The sequence below is a fragment of the Rhizobium herbae genome (assembly GCF_019511375.1).
Lineage (GTDB): Bacteria > Pseudomonadota > Alphaproteobacteria > Rhizobiales > Rhizobiaceae > Pararhizobium > Pararhizobium herbae_A.
The window spans coordinates 1-18790 of record NZ_JAEUAO010000005.1 but is presented as its reverse complement, the minus strand read 5'-3'; the positions used below and the strand labels follow the sequence as shown (position 1 = coordinate 18790).

Annotated in this window: 17 protein-coding genes and 1 pseudogene; 11 read left to right on the top strand and 7 right to left on the bottom strand. The window is 62.5% G+C overall.

Annotated elements, in window-relative coordinates; genetic code table 11:
• Positions 1-48: 48 nt before the first annotated feature.
• From hslV to JNB71_RS19165, 5 genes and pseudogenes are all read left to right on the top strand, one after another.
• Entirely contained in the window at positions 49-573 is a 525-nt protein-coding gene (hslV, locus tag JNB71_RS19185; RefSeq protein ID WP_018327117.1) for an ATP-dependent protease subunit HslV, read from the top strand.
• Positions 563-1081, top strand: a complete 519-nt coding sequence (locus JNB71_RS19180; protein ID WP_220373404.1) for a GNAT family N-acetyltransferase — start codon at positions 563-565, stop codon at positions 1079-1081. The genes hslV and JNB71_RS19180 overlap by 11 nt, the downstream gene beginning before the upstream one ends.
• A complete protein-coding gene (gene hslU, locus JNB71_RS19175) occupies positions 1078-2382 on the top strand; it encodes an ATP-dependent protease ATPase subunit HslU (RefSeq protein ID WP_220373403.1) in 1305 nt (434 codons plus the stop codon). The genes JNB71_RS19180 and hslU overlap by 4 nt, the downstream gene beginning before the upstream one ends.
• A 186-nt stretch (positions 2383-2568) precedes the next feature.
• The gene (locus JNB71_RS19170; protein WP_220373677.1) at positions 2569-3501 is read left to right on the top strand and encodes a DUF1402 family protein; all 933 of its coding nucleotides are present in this window, start codon (positions 2569-2571) and stop codon (positions 3499-3501) included.
• 78 nt (positions 3502-3579) lie between these two features.
• A pseudogene (locus JNB71_RS19165) lies at positions 3580-4273 on the top strand (cytochrome P450).
• On the opposite strand, the gene JNB71_RS19160 reads toward JNB71_RS19165, so the two are convergent.
• On the bottom strand, positions 4236-4853 hold the full coding sequence (locus tag JNB71_RS19160) for a hypothetical protein (RefSeq protein WP_220373402.1): 618 nt from the start codon (positions 4851-4853) through the stop codon (positions 4236-4238). The pseudogene JNB71_RS19165 and the gene JNB71_RS19160 sit on opposite strands and share 38 nt — an antisense overlap.
• A 141-nt stretch (positions 4854-4994) precedes the next feature.
• Between JNB71_RS19160 and JNB71_RS19155 the strand changes: the two genes are divergently transcribed.
• The 4 genes from JNB71_RS19155 to JNB71_RS19140 all read left to right on the top strand — a co-directional run bounded on the left by JNB71_RS19155 (position 4995) and on the right by JNB71_RS19140 (position 10404).
• Positions 4995-6995 carry a hydantoinase/oxoprolinase N-terminal domain-containing protein gene (locus JNB71_RS19155; protein WP_220373401.1) on the top strand — a complete coding sequence of 667 codons (2001 nt, stop codon included), beginning with the start codon at positions 4995-4997 and terminating at the stop codon, positions 6993-6995.
• 109 nt (positions 6996-7104) lie between these two features.
• Positions 7105-9273 carry a malate synthase G gene (locus JNB71_RS19150; protein WP_220373400.1) on the top strand — a complete coding sequence of 723 codons (2169 nt, stop codon included), beginning with the start codon at positions 7105-7107 and terminating at the stop codon, positions 9271-9273.
• Positions 9274-9419: 146 nt separating this feature from the next.
• Positions 9420-10154 carry an SDR family oxidoreductase gene (locus JNB71_RS19145; protein WP_220373399.1) on the top strand — a complete coding sequence of 245 codons (735 nt, stop codon included), beginning with the start codon at positions 9420-9422 and terminating at the stop codon, positions 10152-10154.
• 4 nt (positions 10155-10158) lie between these two features.
• A complete protein-coding gene (locus tag JNB71_RS19140; RefSeq protein WP_220373398.1) occupies positions 10159-10404 on the top strand; it encodes an Atu4866 domain-containing protein in 246 nt (81 codons plus the stop codon).
• 30 nt (positions 10405-10434) lie between these two features.
• Here the strand turns inward: JNB71_RS19140 and JNB71_RS19135 are convergent, their stop codons facing one another.
• Positions 10435-11340: an AraC family transcriptional regulator gene (locus JNB71_RS19135; protein ID WP_220373397.1), complete on the bottom strand. Its 906-nt coding sequence runs from the start codon at positions 11338-11340 to the stop codon at positions 10435-10437.
• A gap of 149 nt (positions 11341-11489) precedes the next feature.
• On the bottom strand, positions 11490-12152 hold the full coding sequence (locus tag JNB71_RS19130; protein WP_220373396.1) for a L,D-transpeptidase: 663 nt from the start codon (positions 12150-12152) through the stop codon (positions 11490-11492).
• A gap of 180 nt (positions 12153-12332) precedes the next feature.
• On the opposite strand from JNB71_RS19130, the gene JNB71_RS19125 reads away from it, so the two are divergent.
• Positions 12333-12866, top strand: a complete 534-nt coding sequence (locus JNB71_RS19125) for an MmcB family DNA repair protein (protein WP_220373395.1) — start codon at positions 12333-12335, stop codon at positions 12864-12866.
• A gap of 12 nt (positions 12867-12878) precedes the next feature.
• Here the strand turns inward: JNB71_RS19125 and JNB71_RS19120 are convergent, their stop codons facing one another.
• The 4 genes from JNB71_RS19120 to JNB71_RS19105 all read right to left on the bottom strand — a co-directional run bounded on the left by JNB71_RS19120 (position 12879) and on the right by JNB71_RS19105 (position 18379).
• Positions 12879-13472 (bottom strand): ActR/PrrA/RegA family redox response regulator transcription factor, encoded by a 594-nt coding sequence (locus tag JNB71_RS19120; RefSeq protein WP_220373394.1) that lies wholly within the window; start codon positions 13470-13472, stop codon positions 12879-12881.
• A 78-nt stretch (positions 13473-13550) separates the two neighbouring features.
• Positions 13551-14855, bottom strand: coding sequence for an ActS/PrrB/RegB family redox-sensitive histidine kinase (locus JNB71_RS19115; RefSeq protein ID WP_220373393.1), 1305 nt, complete (start codon positions 14853-14855; stop codon positions 13551-13553).
• Between the two features lie 29 nt (positions 14856-14884).
• Complete coding sequence (hrpB, locus tag JNB71_RS19110) at positions 14885-17347, bottom strand: ATP-dependent helicase HrpB (protein WP_220373676.1); 2463 nt, start codon at positions 17345-17347, stop codon at positions 14885-14887.
• A gap of 87 nt (positions 17348-17434) precedes the next feature.
• A complete protein-coding gene (locus tag JNB71_RS19105; protein WP_220373392.1) occupies positions 17435-18379 on the bottom strand; it encodes an ornithine cyclodeaminase family protein in 945 nt (314 codons plus the stop codon).
• A gap of 149 nt (positions 18380-18528) precedes the next feature.
• Here JNB71_RS19105 and JNB71_RS19100 point away from each other — a divergent pair, with 149 nt between their 5' ends.
• Complete coding sequence (locus JNB71_RS19100; protein WP_220373391.1) at positions 18529-18765, top strand: hypothetical protein; 237 nt, start codon at positions 18529-18531, stop codon at positions 18763-18765.
• Positions 18766-18790: the final 25 nt, after the last annotated feature.

Below are 18790 nucleotides of genomic sequence, written 5' to 3'. Positions count from 1 at the left end.
GTGCGGCTCCTCGGAAAAGGCCCGGCAGGTAGGGCAGGTAGGTATTTCATGACGACAATTATTACCGTCCGCAAGGGCGGCCAGGTGGTGATGGCGGGCGATGGCCAGGTGAGCCTTGGCCAGACCGTGATGAAGGGCAATGCGCGGAAGGTCCGCCGCCTCGCCAAGGGCGATGTGATTGCCGGGTTTGCCGGCGCCACGGCCGATGCCTTCACGCTGCTGGAGCGCCTGGAGGCCAAGCTCGAGCAGTATCCAGACCAGCTGATGCGCGCGGCCGTCGAGCTTGCCAAGGACTGGCGCACCAACAAATATCTGCGCAATCTCGAGGCGATGATGCTGGTCGCCGACAAATCGATCACGCTGGCGATCACCGGCAACGGCGATGTGCTCGAGCCCGAACATGGCACGATCGCCATCGGCTCGGGTGGAAATTTCGCCTTTGCGGCTGCCCGCGCGCTGATGGATTCGGACAAAACGGCCGAAGAGATTGCCCGCCGGGCAATGGAGATCGCCGGCGATATCTGCGTGTATACCAATGGCAATATCGTCATCGAAAAGCTCGATGCCGCCTGATCCGTCCATTGCCTTCACGGCTGTTGACGAGAGCCATATGGCGACACTGTTCGGCTGGCTTTCGCAGCGGCATGTGCGACGTTGGTGGGGTGAGCCGGAAAAGGAGCTGAAACTGATCCGTGACGGCTATCTGACCGGTGACGTCGAAGGCTTCGTCTTTTCGGTCGACGGCGAGCCGGCCGGTTACATCCAGTCCTGGCTGCCGACGCAATATGAAAGCGAGCCCTGGGCCAAGGATCTGACGCCGGATACGCCGGGTGTCGACATTTTCGTCGGACCGCCCGAGATGATCGGCAAGGGCGTGGCACCGGCGGTTATCAGGGCCTTTTCGGCGAGGCTTTTTGCAGGCACCGCGCCGCGAATCATCATCGATCCCGATGCGGAGAACAAACGGGCCCTGCGGGCTTATGCCAAGGCGGGCTTTACCCCTTACGGCGAATGGAACGACAGCAACGGGCGAACCATCCTGATGGAGCTGACCCGGACAGAGTTTGAGAGGATGTCATGACCACATTTTCACCCCGCGAAATCGTGTCGGAGCTCGACCGGTTCATCATCGGCCAGCACGATGCAAAGCGTGCTGTCGCCATCGCCCTGCGCAACCGCTGGCGCCGCCAGCAGCTCACCGACGAACTGCGCGACGAGGTGATGCCGAAGAACATCCTGATGATCGGGCCGACCGGCGTCGGCAAGACGGAAATTTCCCGCCGCCTCGCCAAGCTGGCTGGTGCCCCCTTCATCAAGGTGGAGGCGACGAAATTCACCGAAGTGGGCTATGTCGGCCGCGATGTCGAGCAGATCGTCCGCGACCTCGTCGAGGTCGGTATCGGCCTTGTGCGCGAAAAGAAGCGGGCTGACGTCAAGGCGAAGGCGCATCTGAATGCCGAGGAGCGGGTGCTCGATGCGCTGGTGGGCGCCACCGCGTCTCCTGCGACGCGCGACAGCTTCCGCAAGAAACTGCGCGCCAACGAACTGGATGACAAGGAAATCGACATCGACATCGCCGATACATCGACCCCCGGCGGCTTCGAGATCCCCGGCATGCCCGGCGCCAACATCGGCGTGCTCAACCTGTCGGAAATGTTCGGCAAGGCGATGGGTCAGCGCACCAAGAAGGTTCGTACCACGGTCAAGGATAGCTACGGCATCCTGATCAACGATGAATCCGACAAGCTGCTCGACAACGAGGAGATCCAGCGCGAAGCGGTGCGCTCCGCCGAAAACGACGGCATCGTCTTCCTCGACGAGATCGACAAGATCGCGGCGCGCGACGGCGGCATGGGAGCGGGCGTTTCGCGCGAAGGCGTGCAGCGTGACTTGCTTCCGCTCGTCGAAGGCACCACGGTCGCGACCAAATATGGCCCGGTGAAGACCGACCATATCCTGTTCATCGCATCGGGCGCCTTCCACGTTTCCAAGCCCTCGGATCTCCTGCCTGAACTCCAGGGCCGCCTGCCGATCCGTGTCGAACTGAAGGCGCTGACCAAGGAGGACTTCCGCCGTATCCTGACGGAAACGGAGGTCAGCCTGATCCGCCAGTACAAGGCGCTGCTGGAGACCGAGGGCGTCGCTCTCGACTTCACCGACGACGCGCTCGACGCGCTTGCCGATGTCGCCGTCCAGCTCAATGCGAGCGTCGAGAATATCGGCGCCCGGCGGCTGCAGACAGTGATGGAGCGGGTTCTCGATGAGATCTCCTTTGTGGCGCCGGACAAGTCCGGCGAGCAGCTGGAGATCGACGCGGACTATGTGAAGAAGCATGTCGGCGATCTCGCCGCCAATACGGACCTGTCGCGCTATATCCTCTGAGCGGCATGGTATCGCGACACTGACAGGGCGCCCTGACGGGTGCCCATGTTGTTTCCGGAGCCTGCAAGCGATAAGCGTTTCTGCGTGCCGGGCATGATTCCGACACGATTCTGCCGCATGCGTCCCGGCGCATTCAAACCCAGTCTTGCCAGGTCACAGGAAACCTTCGTGCGCGCCATCGTTCATATGCTTGTTCTTGCGGGGATGATCCTCGCCACCGGTCCCGCTCTTGCCGACGGAATGCGCGTCGTGCCCGAAGGCAACCGCTATCAGGAGCAGCCGAACGTGCCAGGCGCCTCCGTGCGGCGGACCAAGGCAGGCAAGACATCGTTCGATGCGAAATACGAGAAAGTGCGCAACCTGCTCGCCACCGACGGCAAGCTGATGAGCAAGATCAAGTCAACGGCGCGCGCCTATGGCATCGATCCGATCCACATGATCGGCGCCATCGTCGGCGAGCATACCTACAATGTCGACGCCTATGACCGGCTGCAGTCCTATTACGTCAAGGCCGCCGCCTATGCCGGCGACAGCTTCCGCTTCGGCTATGAGGGCGAAAGTGTGGACCAGTTCGTGTCGCGTCCGGAATTTGCAGAATGCCAGGGCAAGAAGAGCTCCTATGCGCTGTGGAGCTGCCGTGAAAGCGTGTGGGACAGTCAATTCCGCGGCAATACGGTGAGTGGAATGTCCTATCCGAACAACCGCTTCAGCGCCGTCTTCTTCCAACCGTTTTTCGCTGGCCAGACATTCGGCCTTGGCCAGATCAATCCGCTGACGGCCCTCATGCTGACGGACATGGTGTCGCGCGTGTCCGGCTATGACCGGCTCGATGAAAACAATGCGTCCGGCGTTTACGCGGCGATCATGGATCCCGATCAGTCGCTCGCCTATATGGCGGCCTCGATCCGTCACTCGATCGACGCCTACAAGTCGATCGCGGGCATGGATATTTCCGGCAATCCGGGAATAACCGCAACCCTCTATAACGTCGGTAATCCAGACCAGCGCGCTGCAGCGCTTGCCGCCAGAAACCAGGGCGGCGATGTGCATTGGCCAGAGGAAAATTATTATGGCTGGCTGGTCAACGACAAGCTGGCGGAATTGAAAGCGCTGCTTTAACGATCCTGAGATCGCCACACCTTTATGCGACACTGAGTGGTTGGAGCCGCCAGTGCGAGGCGGCGCGGAAAGCCATCCATGGATGTGAGACCGGAACCTTTCGAGCCGCCTGCGCCGATCCCGCGCACGGTGCCGCCATCGCGGCTGCAAATCATCCGCACCGTGATGCGCAATCCGCTCGAATTGTGGGGCGAGCCCTCCTATACGCTGCCCTGGATCGATACCAAGTTCATCAACCAGCGAACCCTGATCGTCAATGATCCGAACCTCATCCGCCATGTGCTGGTTGAGAATGCCTCGAACTACGAAATGTCCAAGGTGCGCCGCCTCATCCTGCGGCCGATCCTGCGCGATGGACTGCTGACGGCTCTATCCTCCGGCGCCCTCCATCAACCGTGCAGCGATCAACGCCGATTCATGGACGTCGCCCGAGGGCGAAAGGGTTGAGATCCCCAAGGGCATCCCGGTCCTGATCATGCCCTGGACGCTGCATCGCCATGTGCTCTATTGGGAAAAGCCGCGCGCCTTCATGCCGGAACGGTTCCTGCCGGCGAACCGCGACAAGCTGCACCGGTTCCAGTATCTGCCTTTCGGGGCAGGACCGCGCACCTGCATCGGTGCCACCTTTGCCTTGCAGGAAGCGGTGATCGCGCTTGCCGTCATGATGAGGCGCTTCCGGTTCGACATGACGCCGGAAACCAGGCCCTGGCCGGTGCAGCGGCTGACGACGCAGCCTAGGGGCGGGCTGCCGTTGAGGGTGTCGGCTCGGTAAAGGTCTTGCCCGGGGTTGCGGATTGCACGGCGCGGATAGGCGAATCGGCGGGCACCGGCTCCTGCAGCTGCTTCTTCGGTTTCTTGATCGTCTTGATCTGCGCGCAGGTGGAATCGCCGACGCCCTCGCAGGGTTTGTAGACGACGATCTCGCTGCCCGCACCATCGTCCCAAACGGCCTGGATGGTCAGCGTTTTCGCCTCTCCGGCGGGCAGCGAGATATAGATATACTCGTTGGTATTGTCCTCGGGCAGATTGAACGGGATCTGGGGATTGCATTTGCCGAGCGGAAATCGCTTGTCCAGCGCATCCGAATTGATCGAGTAGCGGATTTCGGAAAGCCGGCAGTGCATCGTTTGCAGGGTGGTGAAATAGATGAGCTGCTTGTCGTCGTAATTGCGGAACTGTATCCACCCCGTCACCTTGTTGGCATCGAGCATTGCCTTGTAGATCGAGACGTCGGGAAGAACCGGCTTGTATTCCTCCTCGTCCTCGGCCCCCTGGGCAAAAGCGGGGCCGGAAAGGGCGGGGCAGGCGGCAAGCGCGACCGTCAGAAAGAGCATGTGAGGGAAACGGGTCATGCGGATCCTCTTGTGTCGCGGTGTCGCTGCGTTGAAATATCGACGTCGGCGCGGCGATGGCCTTTCGCTGAAAGATGTCATATCACCTCGACGTTAGGCTTTGAAGCCGGGTTTCCGGCCCCTGCGTGAATGGACGTTGCTTTGACTGAACACCTTCTCCTCGGTATCGACACCGGCGGAACCTATACCGATGCGGTCCTCTTCAGCGAGACGGCGGGCGTCGTCGCCAAGGCAAAGGCGCTGACCACCCGCCACGACCTCTCCGTCGGCATTGCCGGTGCCGTCGAGGCGGTGCTGGCAGGGGCGAAGGCACCTGCATCCGCCATCGGCCTCGTTTCGCTGTCGACAACGCTTGCCACCAACGCGCTGGTCGAAGGCCAAGGCGGGCGCGCCGGCCTCGTCATGATCGGTTTTTCGCCGGACGACCTGAAGCGCGACGGCCTGGCAGAAGCACTCGGCTCCGATCCGGTGATCTTCCTGCCGGGTGGCCACAACGTGCATGGCGGCGAAACGCTGCTCGACATGACGGCGCTGGACGAGGCGCTGCCGAAGTTGTCGAGAGAGGTCTCGTCCTTTGCGATTGCCGGCTATTTCGCGGTGCGGAATCCGGCTCACGAACAGCGGGTGCGCAATCGTATCCGCGAGGTCTCGCACCTGCCGGTCACCTGCAGCCATGAGCTTTCCTCGAAACTCGGCGGCCCTCGCCGCGCGCTGACGACCCTGCTCAACGCCCGCCTGGTCTCGATGATCGACCGGCTGATCGGCGCCTGCGAAGGCTTTCTGAAACAGCGCGGCATCGACGTGCCGATGATGGTGGTGCGTGGCGACGGGGCGTTGATTTCCGCTGCCGAAGCGCGGCTCAGACCGATCGAGACCATTCTCTCCGGCCCCGCCGCCAGCCTTGTCGGCGCCCGGCACCTGACCGGCCTCGACAATGCGGTCGTCTCCGATATCGGCGGCACGACGACCGATGTGGCCGTGCTTGATCAGGGGCGCCCGCGTCTCGACGGCGAAGGCGCCGTCGTCGGCGGTTTCCGCACCATGGTCGAGGCTGTCGCCATGCGCACGTTCGGGCTTGGCGGCGATTCGGAGGTGCGCATCAACGATCGCGGCCTCAAGGCGAAGATCGATCTCGGTCCGCGCCGATTCCTGCCTCTCAGTCTGGCGGCTGCCCAGCATGCGGATGCGGTGATTTCCGTGCTCGAACGACAGCTGCGCACGGCCCATGTCGGCCGTCATGACGGCCGTTTTGCTGTTCGTACCGGCCTTCCGGATCAACTGGCGAGCGGCCTTCACCTGCAGGAGCAGGCCTTGTACGAGCGGATAGGTGCTGTGCCGGTGTCGCTGGAGCACCTTCTGACGAGCACGCCGCAGAAGGCGACATTGGACCGGCTGGTGGCGCGCGGCCTCGTGCATATCTGCGGCCTGACACCGTCGGATGCCATGCATGTTCTCGGGCGCCAGGGGCAGTGGAATGCGACGGCTGCGCGGCTGGGCGCCGAACTTGCCGCGCGCACCAAGGACGGATCCGGCAAGCCGATCGCCGCCTCGGCTAAGGAACTGTCGGAACTGATCGTCGCCCGGGTGACGCGCCAGTCCGCCGAAGTCATTCTTTCTTCCTGCCTGGCGGAGGATGGCGCGGCGATCGATCCGGCCGTGTCGCTTGCCGTCGATCGGGCGCTGAAACGCGAGCGCGGTATCGTCGGGTTTTCCCTCTCGCTCGACCGGCCGCTGGTGGGCTTGGGGGCTTCCGCGCCGGTCTATTATCCGGCTATCGCGGAAATGCTGCGCGCAGAGTCGTGCATTCCGCAAGAAGCGGGTGTCGCCAATGCGGTGGGCGCGGTCGTCGGTCAGGTGCGGGCTTCGGTGACCGTGTTTGTCACGACGCCGGAAGAGGGTATCTTCATCGTCAACGGTGCCGGGCCGAGCAGCCGCTTCCTCGATGAAGGCAAGGCATTCACATCGGCACGCGAGAGGGCGGAAACGGCGGCGCTGGCGTCGGCCCGGGCGAACGGCGCCGACGAGCCGGCTGTGATGGTGCGAGAGGATATCGATGCGCCGGAGGTCGAGGGCAGCCGAAGGCTGATAGAAGCCCGGTTCACGGCCGTCGCCAGCGGCCGGCCGCGCGTCGCGCATGCGTGATTTGTTCGGTTTCGGAAATAATTCTTCGCATTTTCGCTGGATTGACAGGGAATGAAACCATGAGAGACTGCGGCCTCTCATATTTGCGGGTAATTTCAGGGAGTTGCCGATGGGCCGGATAGAAAAGAATGGATTGACGATCGATGCGGGCCTGCACGATTTCCTGGTGACCGAGGCTCTTCCGGGCACCGGCATCGACGCCGATCGGTTCTTCTCGGCATTTTCTCAGATCGTTCACGACCTGGCGCCGAAAAACCGCGCCCTTCTTGCCAGACGTGACGTGCTTCAGGAGACGCTCGACAGCTGGTACCGCCAGAACGGCGCGCCCGTCGACATGGCCGCCTATGAAAGTTTTCTGAGGGAGATCGGCTATCTTCTGCCGGAAGGGACGGATTTCTCCGTCTCCACCAGCAATGTCGATCCGGAAATCGCCACCATCGCCGGACCGCAGCTCGTCGTTCCCGTGATGAACGCGCGCTATGCCCTGAACGCCGCCAATGCCCGCTGGGGCTCGCTTTATGATGCGCTCTACGGCACCGACGCCATCAGCGAAGACGGCGGCGCGGAAAAGGGCAAGGGCTATAACCCCGTTCGCGGACAGAAGGTTATCGCCTGGTCGCGTGACTTTCTCGATACCAGTATACCGCTGGCTGCAGGAAGCTGGAGCGATGTAACGGGCTTTGCCGTCGCCGGCTCCCGTCTGGCGATTTCGACGGCGGCCGGTGCGACGACGCTCGCCGATGCAGCTCAATTTGCCGGCTTCCGCGGCGATGCGGCGTCGCCATCTCACGTGCTTCTGAAAAACAACAACCTGCATATCCAGATCGTCATCGATCCGTCGACGCCGACCGGCAAGGATGATCCGGCTCATATTTCCGACGTCATTCTCGAGTCGGCGATTACCGCGATCATGGATTGCGAGGATTCCGTCGCCGCCGTCGATGCTGAGGACAAGGTCGTCGTCTATCGCAACTGGCTCGGCCTGATGCGGGGTGACCTGCAGGAAGAAGTGACCAAAGGAGCGAAGACATTTGTTCGCAAGCTCAATCCGGATCTGAGCTTCACGGCGCCGGATGGATCGGAGATTTCGCTGAAAGGTCGCGCCCTCATGCTGGTACGCAATGTCGGGCACCTGATGACCAATCCAGCCATTTTCGACCGCGACGGCAACGAGGTTCCGGAAGGGATCATGGATGCGATGATCACCGGCCTGATCGCGCTTTACGATATTGGCCCGAACGGCCGCCGGATGAACTCGCGCGAAGGCTCTATCTATGTCGTCAAGCCGAAGATGCATGGTCCGGAAGAAGTCGCCTTCGCCTCGGAAATCTTCAGTCGCGTCGAAGACGCGCTTGGCATGGCGCCCAACACGATGAAGATGGGCATCATGGACGAGGAGCGCCGCACTACCGTCAACCTGAAGGAATGCATCCGGGCGGCCAAGGAACGCGTCGTCTTCATCAATACCGGTTTCCTCGATCGCACCGGCGACGAAATGCATACTTCCATGGAAGCCGGTCCGATGATCCGCAAGGGCGACATGAAGCAGGCCGCCTGGATCGCGGCCTATGAAAACTGGAATGTCGATATCGGCCTGGAATGCGGCCTGTCCGGCCATGCCCAGATCGGCAAAGGCATGTGGGCAATGCCCGATCTGATGGCGGCGATGCTGGAGCAGAAGATCGCCCACCCGAAGGCTGGCGCCAACACGGCCTGGGTTCCCTCGCCGACGGCCGCGACGCTGCATGCAACCCACTACCACAAGGTCGATGTCACCGCCGTTCAGGCAGGGCTGAAGAGCCGGGCGCGGGCAAAGCTCAGCGATATCCTCTCTGTCCCCGTCGCGTCGCGGCCGAACTGGACGCCGGAAGAAATCCAGCGCGAACTCGACAACAATGCGCAAGGGATTCTTGGCTACGTTGTCCGCTGGATCGATCAGGGGGTTGGCTGCTCCAAGGTACCGGACATCAACAATGTCGGCCTGATGGAAGACCGTGCGACCCTGCGCATCTCCGCCCAGCATATGGCCAACTGGCTTCACCACGGCATCGTCAGCAAGGATCAGGTCGTCGAGACGATGAAGCGCATGGCGGCGGTCGTGGACGGGCAGAACGCCGGTGATTCGGCCTACATGCCGATGGCCGGCAGCTTCGAAGGCTCCATCGCCTTCCAGGCAGCGCTTGAGCTCGTGCTCAAGGGCCGCGAACAGCCGAACGGCTATACCGAACCGGTCCTGCATCGCCGCCGGCTGGAGTTGAAGGCAAGTCAGACGGCCTGATCGAGCGGAGATTCCTGCAGATTCGCAATCTCCCTGGAGGATCAGGCAAGACTCTCGGAGGGATGATCTACCGCTGAAGAGGCGCTCTGCATCATTGTCCTTTCCAGCGGCGGGGCGTTCCCGCCGCAATGAAAAGGGACAATGAAATGTCAGCTATTAGCGGAAAAGTGATCGCAATTACCGGCGCCAGCAGCGGTATCGGCGAGGCGACGGCGCGATACCTTGCAAAGGAAGGTGCCTGCGTTGTGCTTGGCGCCCGACGCACCAACAGGCTGGAAGCCTTGGTCGACGCCATAAGAGCGCAAGGCGGAACCGCATTTTGCCGTGCGCTCGATGTCACCAGTCGCGCAGAGATGGATGCCTTTGCCCGGGAGACCGTCCGCGAATATGGCCGCCTGGATGTCTTCATCAATAATGCCGGCGTCATGCCGCTGTCGCCGCTCGACGCACTGAAAGTCGAGGAGTGGGACCGGATGATCGACGTCAACATCCGCGGCGTGCTTCATGGCATCGCCGCAAGCCTGCCGATCATGAAGGCGCAAGGAAGCGGCCAGATCATCAATCTCTCGTCGATCGGCGGCCACGCGGTTTCGCCGACGGCTGCGGTCTATTGCGCCACGAAATTCGCCGTTGGTGCGATTTCGGAAGGGTTGCGCCAGGAGAACGACCGGATTCGCGTGACCGTGATTTCGCCCGGCGTCACCGAATCGGAGTTGGCCGAAACCATCTCCGACGAGACGGCACGCGAGACGATGCGTGGCTTCCGCAAAATTGCCATTTCTCCGCAGGCCATTGCCCGCGCGATTGGCTACGCCATCGCCCAACCCGATGACGTGGATGTCAGCGAACTGATCGTTCGCCCGACGGCAAGCCCCTATTGAGGAGATGACGATGGCAGGCCATCCCTATGTCGGCATGTGGGTGACAGCCGACGGCTATATCCGCCATGAACTTTTGCCGGAAGGCCGTTACGACGAGGCGAGAGGAAAGCGCAGAAGTGCTTATCGTGGGCGGTACACCGTTACCGGCACGCATATCGACTATGTCGACGACACCGGCTTCACCGCCGATGGCGATTTCATCGACGGCGTTCTCCACCACGCCGGCATGGTGCTGCGCCGGGCAAAATAGACAGACGCTTGGCGGCGCTTTCGGGTGTCCTCAAGCCTGCAGCAGATAGTCCGGCGAAGCCTTCAATCGGGCGATGTCGCGCAGCGGCGGCGCGCCGAACAGGCGCGCATATTCCCGGGAAAACTGCGACGGACTTTCGTAGCCGACCGTGTGGGCAGCGGTTGCCGCGTCTAGCGCTTGGCCAAGGATCAGCCGCCGCGCTTCCTGCAGGCGAAGCTGCTTCTGGTACTGCAGAGGGCTCATGGCCGTGACGTCCTTGAAATGCTGGTGGAAGGACGAGGTGCTCATGCGGGCCTGTTCGGCCATGTCCTCGATCCTCAGTGGCTTGTCGAAATTCCGCCTGATCCAGCCGATCGCTGCATTGACCTGCCGTAACCGGCTTTCCCCATAGGCAATCTGGCGTAATTGTCCGCCTTGCGGACCGACCAGCAGGCGATAAAGGAGCTCGCGTTCGATCAGCGGCGAAAGCATCGCGATGTCGCGCGGACTATCCAACAGGCGTATCAGCCGTATGGCGGCCTCGATCAGGTCGGGTGTGGCGTCGTTGAGAAAAAGGCCGCTGGTGGCCGCGCCCCTTTCCTCGTTTTCCATATGTCCGGCAGCTATCATGATTTCGCTGAGCAGCATCGGATCGAGGTCGATCCGGAAACAAAGATATGGCCTTTCCGCCGTCGCGGAGATGATCTGGCCGACAACGGGCAGATCGACGGAAACCGTCAGATAGCGGCTGCGATCGTATCGATAGATACGATCTGCCAGCATCACTTGTTTTTCACCCTGCGCGATGATGCAGACAGCTGGTGCATGCAGCACGTGAAGGGGCGTCGTGGGATGGGAAGCGCGAATGAGAAAGACCCGGGGAATCGCTGTCGGAAGCACACCGTCCTGATGCGTATGCTTGTCCATCAGTGCCGCAAGATTTTCGATGTCGTACAAGAGGAAGCCTCCGCAAAACCCTGCTGGCAGATATCGGAAAGCGGAAGCCTGGCGTCAAGGCGACGGTTTCGAGCAGATTTGTGATCACAAAAGCAAAATCCCCGGGCGGGCCGGGGATTTGAAAGTATCTGCGATGTTCGCGCCAGCGGTTACTGCTGGACGATGACGCGCGTGTTCTTGCCCGGGCGGACGCGGGCATAGAGATCGATGATGTCCTGGTTGATCATCCGGATGCAGCCCGAAGAGGCGGCGGTGCCGATCGATGCCCATTCCGGCGATCCGTGGATGCGGAACAGCGTATCCTTGCCCTCGTCATTGAACAGGTACATGGCGCGGGCGCCGAGCGGATTGCGCAGGCCCGGACCCATGCCGTCCTCGACATACTGCGCCACTTCCGGCTTGCGCTCGGCCATTTCCTTCGGCGGATGCCAGGTCGGCCATTCCTGCTTCCAGGCGACATAGGCGCGGCCTTCCCATGCGAAGCCCGCCTTGCCTACGCCGATGCCGTAGCGAACGGCCTTGCCGCCGGGCAGCACGAAATAGAGGAAACGATTCGGCGTGTTGACGATGATCGTGCCGGGCTTTTCAGCCGTGGTATAATCGACGATCTGCCGGTGGAAGCGCGCGTTGACCTTGTTGATCGGGATCGCCGGCAGGGCGTAGCCATGATCCTCCACCGGGCCGTAGCCATTCGAGAAAATCTGGTTGGTCGCGACTTTTTCACCGATCGGAGAGATCGGTGCGGTGGAGCAACTGGCCAAAGCAAGGGAGGCCGCGAGGCTGCACAGCAGAACTGCATTGCGGAAGCGCATGGGTGTCTCTTAAAATGAAGTTAAGAATATCTGGGTCGGCTCGACCATCAGCGATTATGGTTTATTTTCGATTAACATCCAATTGCAAGTGAATGCGGCGCAGCATTTTTGCCGGGTGCTTCAAAAATTCCACGGAGTGTTTTTTTGCAACAAAAGCGGCCTTGTGCCAGAGTTTAGTGCATGGCGATTCTCTCTATCCACAACGACAGCCCGCTGATCGACGGGCGCCAGTCCCAGCGCGCGCTGATGGTGCGCCGCGGCGTGCAGCGATTCCTTCATGAAATGCGCCATGCGGTGCTGCCGGAGCTGACGCTTGCGAGCGGAAGGCGGGCGGATCTGATCTCGATTTCGCCGAAAGGCGATATCTGGATCGTCGAGATCAAGACCTCGATCGAGGACTTCAAGGTCGACCGCAAATGGCCGGATTACCGGATGCATTCAGACCGACTTTACTTCGCCACCCACAGCGGCGTCCCGCTCGACATCTTTCCGGAAGAATGCGGGCTGCTGCTGTCGGACGGCTATGACGCGGAGATGATCCGCGACGCGCCCGAACACCGGCTCGCGGCTCCGACGCGCAAGTCGGTATCCCTCAATTTCGGTCGGGTCGCGGCGCAGCGGCTGATGCTGGCGGAGTGGTCGGCCGACCGGGCGGGCGATACCAGCCCGAACATGCGCGAGATCGTATCCGGCGCTCTCGACAGCAACAGTTAAGGCGAGCACACCTTACTTGGGCGCGCGCTTTGCCAGGATGCGCTGCAAGGTACGGCGATGCATGTTCAGTCTCCGGGCCGTTTCCGACACGTTGCGCTCGCACATCTCGTAGACGCGCTGGATATGCTCCCAGCGGACGCGATCGGCCGACATCGGGTTTTCCGGCGGCTCTGCGCGCTCGCCGGCCCGTTGTACCAGGGCCGCGAATATATCGTCGGCATCGGCAGGCTTGGCGAGATAGTCGACGGCACCGAGTTTCACGGCGTTGACCGCGGTGGCGATATTGCCATAGCCGGTCAGCATGATGATGCGGGTGTCGTCGCGCTTGGCACGGATCGCTTCGATCACGTCCAGCCCGCTGCCGTCGCCCAGCCGCAGATCGACGACCGCGTGTTTCGGCGGGCGGGTCTTTGCCTTGGCGATCCCCTCGGCAACGGATTCGGCTATATCGACGGAAAAGCCGCGCGTCTCCATCGCACGGGCAAGACGGCGCAGGAAGGGGGCGTCGTCATCGACGATCAGCAGGGAGGTGTCTGCGCCGATCAACGCGGCATCCAGCTTGCCGTCACCGGCGGCTGGTCCCTGTTCGGTGGTTCTTTCCGTCATGTCGCAATCCTCGGCGCAGGGCTCAATTTTTCTGCGCTCTATGTAGTTCGCATATTCGCGGTTCAAAACGCCATAAAGTCATTTTGTCAGTTTCGTGTCCATCAGTGTGCGCGGCCATTCGACGCTGACGCGCGCGCCCGGCTTGTCCGGGCCGCCGTTTTCGAACGTCAGTTTGGCGCCCGAGCGCTCCAGCAGCGTCTTGGCGATGAACAGGCCGAGACCCAGTCCGCCGGCGCTGTCGTCCTTCTGGCGTTTGGTCACGTAGGGTTCGCCGATTCGGCTGAGAATGTCGGGCGCATAGCCGTCGCCATCGTCCTCGATGGTGACCGAGACGATGTCCGGCGTATGAACGACCGTGACCGTCACCTCCTGCTTGGCGTAGTCGACCGCGTTTTCCAGGAGGTTGCCGAGGCCATAGACAATGCCGGCATTGCGATTGCCGACGGGCTCGGTGGCGCGGTCGCCCCTTTCGACCAGGTTGATCCGGATACCGAATTCACGGTGCGGTGCCATCACTTCCTCGATCAGCGACGACAGCGGCAGGTGCCGCATATGCGCTTCGTTCTCGGAAGACAAAGTCGTCAGCCGGCGCAGGATATCGCGGCAGCGTTCGCTCTGGCTGCGCAGCAATTGCACGTCCTCACCAAAACGGGGGTCGTCGCCAAGCTCTCGTTCCATCTCCTTGGCGACGACACTGATGGTGGCAAGCGGTGTTCCCAGTTCGTGCGCCGCCGCGGCAGCCAGCCCGTCGAGCTGCGACAGGTGCTTTTCCCGTTGTAGCACCAGTTCCGTCGCCGTCAGCGCTTCCGAGAGCTCGCTCGCCTCCAGCGAGACACGGTAGGTGTAGAATGCGGCAAACGCCGTGGTGGAAACGATGGCGAACCAGAAACCCGCCGTCAGGATCGTCGGCACAAGAAGCACGACGCCAGGATACCACGGCAGCGGAAAGGGCGTGAATGCCAGCGCCGTGATCCCAAGAATCGCGAGGATCGCCAGGCCGACGCTGTGCCATTTGGGTTGCGAGGCTGACGAGATGATGACCGGTACGCAGACGAGCGGCGCAAAAGGATTGGCGAGCCCGCCGGTGATGAAGAGAAGGGCGGTCAATTGCGCCAGGTCGATGCCGAGCAGCGCAAAAGCGGCTGGCGGCTGCAACCGGTGCGTCGGCGGGTAGCGGATCGTCAGGTAGGCATTCACCAGGGCAAGAAAGGCGATCAGCGATGAGCAGGCAACCAGCGGCAAGGGGAATTGCAGCAAGAAGGCGGTGATGATTACTGCGATGGACTGCCCGCCAACCGCCAGCCAGCGCAGGCGGACGATCGTCTGCAGCCGCAGTACCCGACTCGTCGTCGGTTCATCGCTTTCGATTTCTGCTGCCGTCATCTGGTTTCCCATCGTCCTCGCGTTACGCTTCATGTACCACGCGGCTTTGCCCGTGTCGTCGGCGCCGCATTTGCCGGATCCTCGGGCCACGGGTGTTTCGGGTAGCGGCCGCGCATGTCGGCGCGGACGTCCTTCCAGGACCCGGCCCAGAACCCCGGCAGGTCGCGCGTGGTCTGCATCGGCTTGTGACCGGGCGAGACCAATTCCAGAAGCAATGGCAGCCGCCCGCCACCGATCGACGGATGGGTTTTCAGTCCGAACAGTTCCTGCACGCGGATGGACAGAACCGGTTCGTCGCCGTCATAACGAATCGGATGGCGCTGGCCAGTCGGCGCCTCGAAATGGGTCGGTGCAAGCCGTGCCAGATCGCGGGCGACCGCGTGCGGTACCAGCGACTGCAGCCCTTCGGAAAGGCTGGCGGCGCTGATGTCGTCGATGCCCCGCGTTTCACCCTGGAAGGGCACGAACCAGTCCTCCAGCCGAGCAAGCAGGCTCTCGTCTGACATATCCGGCCAAGGGTTGCCGATGGTCCGGTACAGGAAACCGAGCCGCTCGCGTAATTGCATGGCTTCCCTGGAGAAAGGCAGTACCGCAAGACCGAGTTGCCGGACGCCTTGAGCGAGCGCCCGCGCGGCCGTTTCGCCCTTCGGCCGCGGGAGCGGCGTTTCCTCGAAGATGATGGCGCCCAGCCGCGTCACCCGCCTTGCCCGGACCTGCCGGCTCGGCCGGTCGAAGAAGGTCTGGTCCTCGCGAATGATCGCTTGCGGCATGTGTGCTTCGACATCGGCACGGGAAATTTCGGCGGCGGCAAGAATGCGCTGACCGCCGGCGCGCCCGGTGAGGTCGGCGATGACCAGCATCGAAGTGCCAGCCAGACGCTCGGTTTCCGGCAGTTCCGCGCCGCGGCCATTGGCCATCACGAAGCGACCGCGCCCGCCGCGCTGCAGGGCAATCCGGTCAGGAAAGGCGTGCATCAGCAGTATGCCCGGCTGCACCGGATCGTTCGCCTCGTTGCCCGCGCTCAGGCCCTTTGCCATGCGCCGGGCAAGGCCGCGCGAGGCCTCGGCGCGATCGCCGCGCTCGGTCTTGAAGCGACGCAACCGGTCTTCGAGATCGACACCATTTCCACCCAGGCCCTGCTCGGTCAGCAGAACGGCCAGCAGGCAGGCCTCATAGGCCTGTCCCTCCTTAGCCGCCGAAACGGCCATGGCGGCCAGACGCGGCGGCAGGGCCAACTGGCGGATCTGCTTTCCCCGGGCTGTCAAAGCGCCATTGGCATCGATCGCGCCAAGTTGGGTAATGAGCGCCTTCGCCTCCTGCCACGTCGCGGGTGGCGGCGGGTCGAGAAAGGCAAGACCTTGCGGATCGCTCACGCCCCAATGGGCGAGATCAAGCACGAGACCGGCGAGGTCGCTTGAGAGAATTTGCGGCGGGGTGAAGGCCGGAAGCGCTGCCGTCTGACCCTGATGCCAAAGGCGGATGGCGATGCCTGGCTCCGTGCGTCCGGCGCGGCCTGCGCGCTGGTCGGCGGAGGCGCGAGATACGCGCAGGGTCTCCAATCGGGTTATGCCGGTGGAGGCTTCGAAGGCTGGAAGCCGCTGCAGCCCGCTGTCGATCACGATGCGAACCCCGTCGATGGTGATGGAGGTCTCGGCAATCGAGGTGGCCAGAACGATCTTGCGCGTTCCCGCCGGTGCCGGGCGAATCGCCGCGTCCTGTTCCTTCTGGCTGAGATTGCCAAACAGCGGCGTCACCACGGTGGAGGCGTCGAACCGACCCTCCAGCCGCTCGGCCGTGCGGATGATTTCCGCCTGCCCCGGCAGGAAGGCAAGGATCGAACCGGTTTCCTTGCGATGGGCTTCGATGATCGCGCGCGTCACCGCGTCTTCCACCCGTTCGCTGGACGGCCGTTCCTGATAGCGCACATCCACGGGAAAGCTGCGCCCCCGGCTTTCGAGGACCGGCGCGCCCCCAAGAAGCCCGGCAACGCGCTCGACATCCAGTGTTGCCGACATGACGATCAGCTTCAGGTCGTCGCGCAGCGCCTGCTGCACGTCGAGTGCCAGCGCCAGCCCGACATCGGCGTCGAGCGAACGCTCATGAAATTCGTCGAACAGGACGGCCGAAACATCGGGCAGTTCCGGATCGTCGAGCAGCATGCGGGCAAAGACGCCCTCGGTCACCACTTCGATGCGCGTTCTGGCCGAGACCCGGCTGTCGAGCCGCATGCGGTAGCCCACGGTCTCGCCGACGGCTTCGCCGAGCAGGCTTGCCATGCGGCCGGCAGCGGCGCGGGCGGCCAGCCGCCGCGGCTCGAGCAGGATGATCCGGCCGTCGCCGCGAAAGGGTTGATCGAGCAGGAATAGCGGCACCAATGTCGTCTTGCCGGCCCCTGGCGGGGCGGACAAAACGACCGAGGGTGCGTGCGCCAAAACCTGGCCGAGTTCGGCAAGGATAGCCCGCACCGGCAGGTCGGGCAGAGTGCTCGTCATGCTCATGGATAATTCCTCGCCGATCGTGCGCCGCGCGCGCAATAGCAAGTGCGCCACCGACGACGCAACGACAATCGGCGCGGGCGCTCAGTTTGGACGCGACCTTTCAAAGGCGAGAATGGCGCCCGCCAGGTCTTCGAGGGCAGCCCCCACAGACTTGAACAGAGTGATCTCGCCGGGTTCGGTGCGCCCCGGATGCCGTCCGCCTGCGAGCTCCGCCAGGTCCGCCCGAACAGCGCCCGCAGCAATGATGCCGGCGCGCAGCGGCTGGACCAAGTCGCCGCCTTCGCTGAGCGCGCCGTCGCGGGTATCGACGAACAATGAGGCGCGCTCGACGGCCCGGTCGTCCGATTCACGCATGCTCGGCTTGAAGGCGCCGACCAGATCGAGATGCGCCCCGTCCTTCAGCCACTCGCCGCGCACGAGAGGTTGGGATGACAGGGTCGCGCAGGAGATCAGGTCTGCCTGGCGGGCCGCCGCTTCGAGATCGGTCGACACGGCGACGGTGACGCCGGGAAGGTCGAGCTGTGCCGCCGTCGCCTCGGCCTTGCGGGCATCGCGCGCCCAGATCGTCACCTCGCAAATCGGCCTGACGCAGGCATGCGCCTCGATCAGGTTCAGCGACAGCCGCCCGGCACCGACCATCAGCATGCGTCGCGCATCCTTTGCGGCAAGATAGTCGGCTGCAAGCGCCGAGGCCGCTGCGGTCCGTCGAGCCGTCAACTCCGCTCCGTCGATGATCGCCAGCAATTGGCCGGTTTTTCCCGACGACAGCAGATAACTGCCATGAATCGCCGGCAGAGCGCGGCCGGTATTGCCCGGAAACACCGAAACCATCTTTACCCCGATATAGCGGCCGGGTTGCCACGCGGGCATAAGGAGCAGGGTCGCGGCTTCCTCGCCGGGGACGGCGACATCGTGGTGATGGCGCACCGGCATTTCGCAGCCGTCGCGAAACATCGTCCGGAGCGCTTCTATGAGATCCCCCCAGGGCAGCGCTGCGCGTGTATCGGCCTCATTCAGAACCAGCATGTCGATCTCCCATGACAAAAGTGGGGGGAGATTAGCAGGAGTCTTCCGGTGGCGAAAAGGACGGGATTTTTTGATGTTGTGCGTGTAGCGCATGACCGCGAACCGCGTACGGTCGGGTCTGTTCTACTTTTGACCATTTGGACAAGAATTTGCGCGGCCGCGACCTGGAAATTTTGGCTGAATTCCGGCTGGATTTGCCAGAATCTTTGAATACCCCAATAATACCAATCATTTACGAGAAAGTTGATTTTTTTGAAATTGAGCTGTTGACTTCGTTTGAGGGGTGGGACTATAAACCGCTCACCAACGAGGGCGGCGGCGCTGCTGGCGACCGACGAACTCGCTCTGAAGTTTCTTTAGGAAATTGCGAGCGAATTTGGGGTTGATGCGGTTTCGTGTCGGGCTCTTTTG

What these genes read in the sequence shown, in the direction of transcription:
- hslV (WP_018327117.1), top strand. Translation starts at nt 49, where the DNA reads ATGACGACAATTATTACCGTCCGCAAGGGCGGCCAGGTGGTGATGGCG.
- JNB71_RS19180 (WP_220373404.1), top strand. Translation starts at nt 563, where the DNA reads ATGCCGCCTGATCCGTCCATTGCCTTCACGGCTGTTGACGAGAGCCAT.
- hslU (WP_220373403.1), top strand. Translation starts at nt 1,078, where the DNA reads ATGACCACATTTTCACCCCGCGAAATCGTGTCGGAGCTCGACCGGTTC.
- JNB71_RS19170 (WP_220373677.1), top strand. Translation starts at nt 2,569, where the DNA reads ATGCTTGTTCTTGCGGGGATGATCCTCGCCACCGGTCCCGCTCTTGCC.
- JNB71_RS19160 (WP_220373402.1), bottom strand. Translation starts at nt 4,853, where the DNA reads ATGACCCGTTTCCCTCACATGCTCTTTCTGACGGTCGCGCTTGCCGCC.
- JNB71_RS19150 (WP_220373400.1), top strand. Translation starts at nt 7,105, where the DNA reads ATGGGCCGGATAGAAAAGAATGGATTGACGATCGATGCGGGCCTGCAC.
- JNB71_RS19145 (WP_220373399.1), top strand. Translation starts at nt 9,420, where the DNA reads ATGTCAGCTATTAGCGGAAAAGTGATCGCAATTACCGGCGCCAGCAGC.
- JNB71_RS19140 (WP_220373398.1), top strand. Translation starts at nt 10,159, where the DNA reads ATGACGATGGCAGGCCATCCCTATGTCGGCATGTGGGTGACAGCCGAC.
- JNB71_RS19130 (WP_220373396.1), bottom strand. Translation starts at nt 12,152, where the DNA reads ATGCGCTTCCGCAATGCAGTTCTGCTGTGCAGCCTCGCGGCCTCCCTT.
- JNB71_RS19125 (WP_220373395.1), top strand. Translation starts at nt 12,333, where the DNA reads ATGGCGATTCTCTCTATCCACAACGACAGCCCGCTGATCGACGGGCGC.
- JNB71_RS19120 (WP_220373394.1), bottom strand. Translation starts at nt 13,472, where the DNA reads ATGACGGAAAGAACCACCGAACAGGGACCAGCCGCCGGTGACGGCAAG.
- JNB71_RS19115 (WP_220373393.1), bottom strand. Translation starts at nt 14,855, where the DNA reads ATGACGGCAGCAGAAATCGAAAGCGATGAACCGACGACGAGTCGGGTA.
- hrpB (WP_220373676.1), bottom strand. Translation starts at nt 17,347, where the DNA reads ATGACGAGCACTCTGCCCGACCTGCCGGTGCGGGCTATCCTTGCCGAA.
- JNB71_RS19105 (WP_220373392.1), bottom strand. Translation starts at nt 18,379, where the DNA reads ATGCTGGTTCTGAATGAGGCCGATACACGCGCAGCGCTGCCCTGGGGG.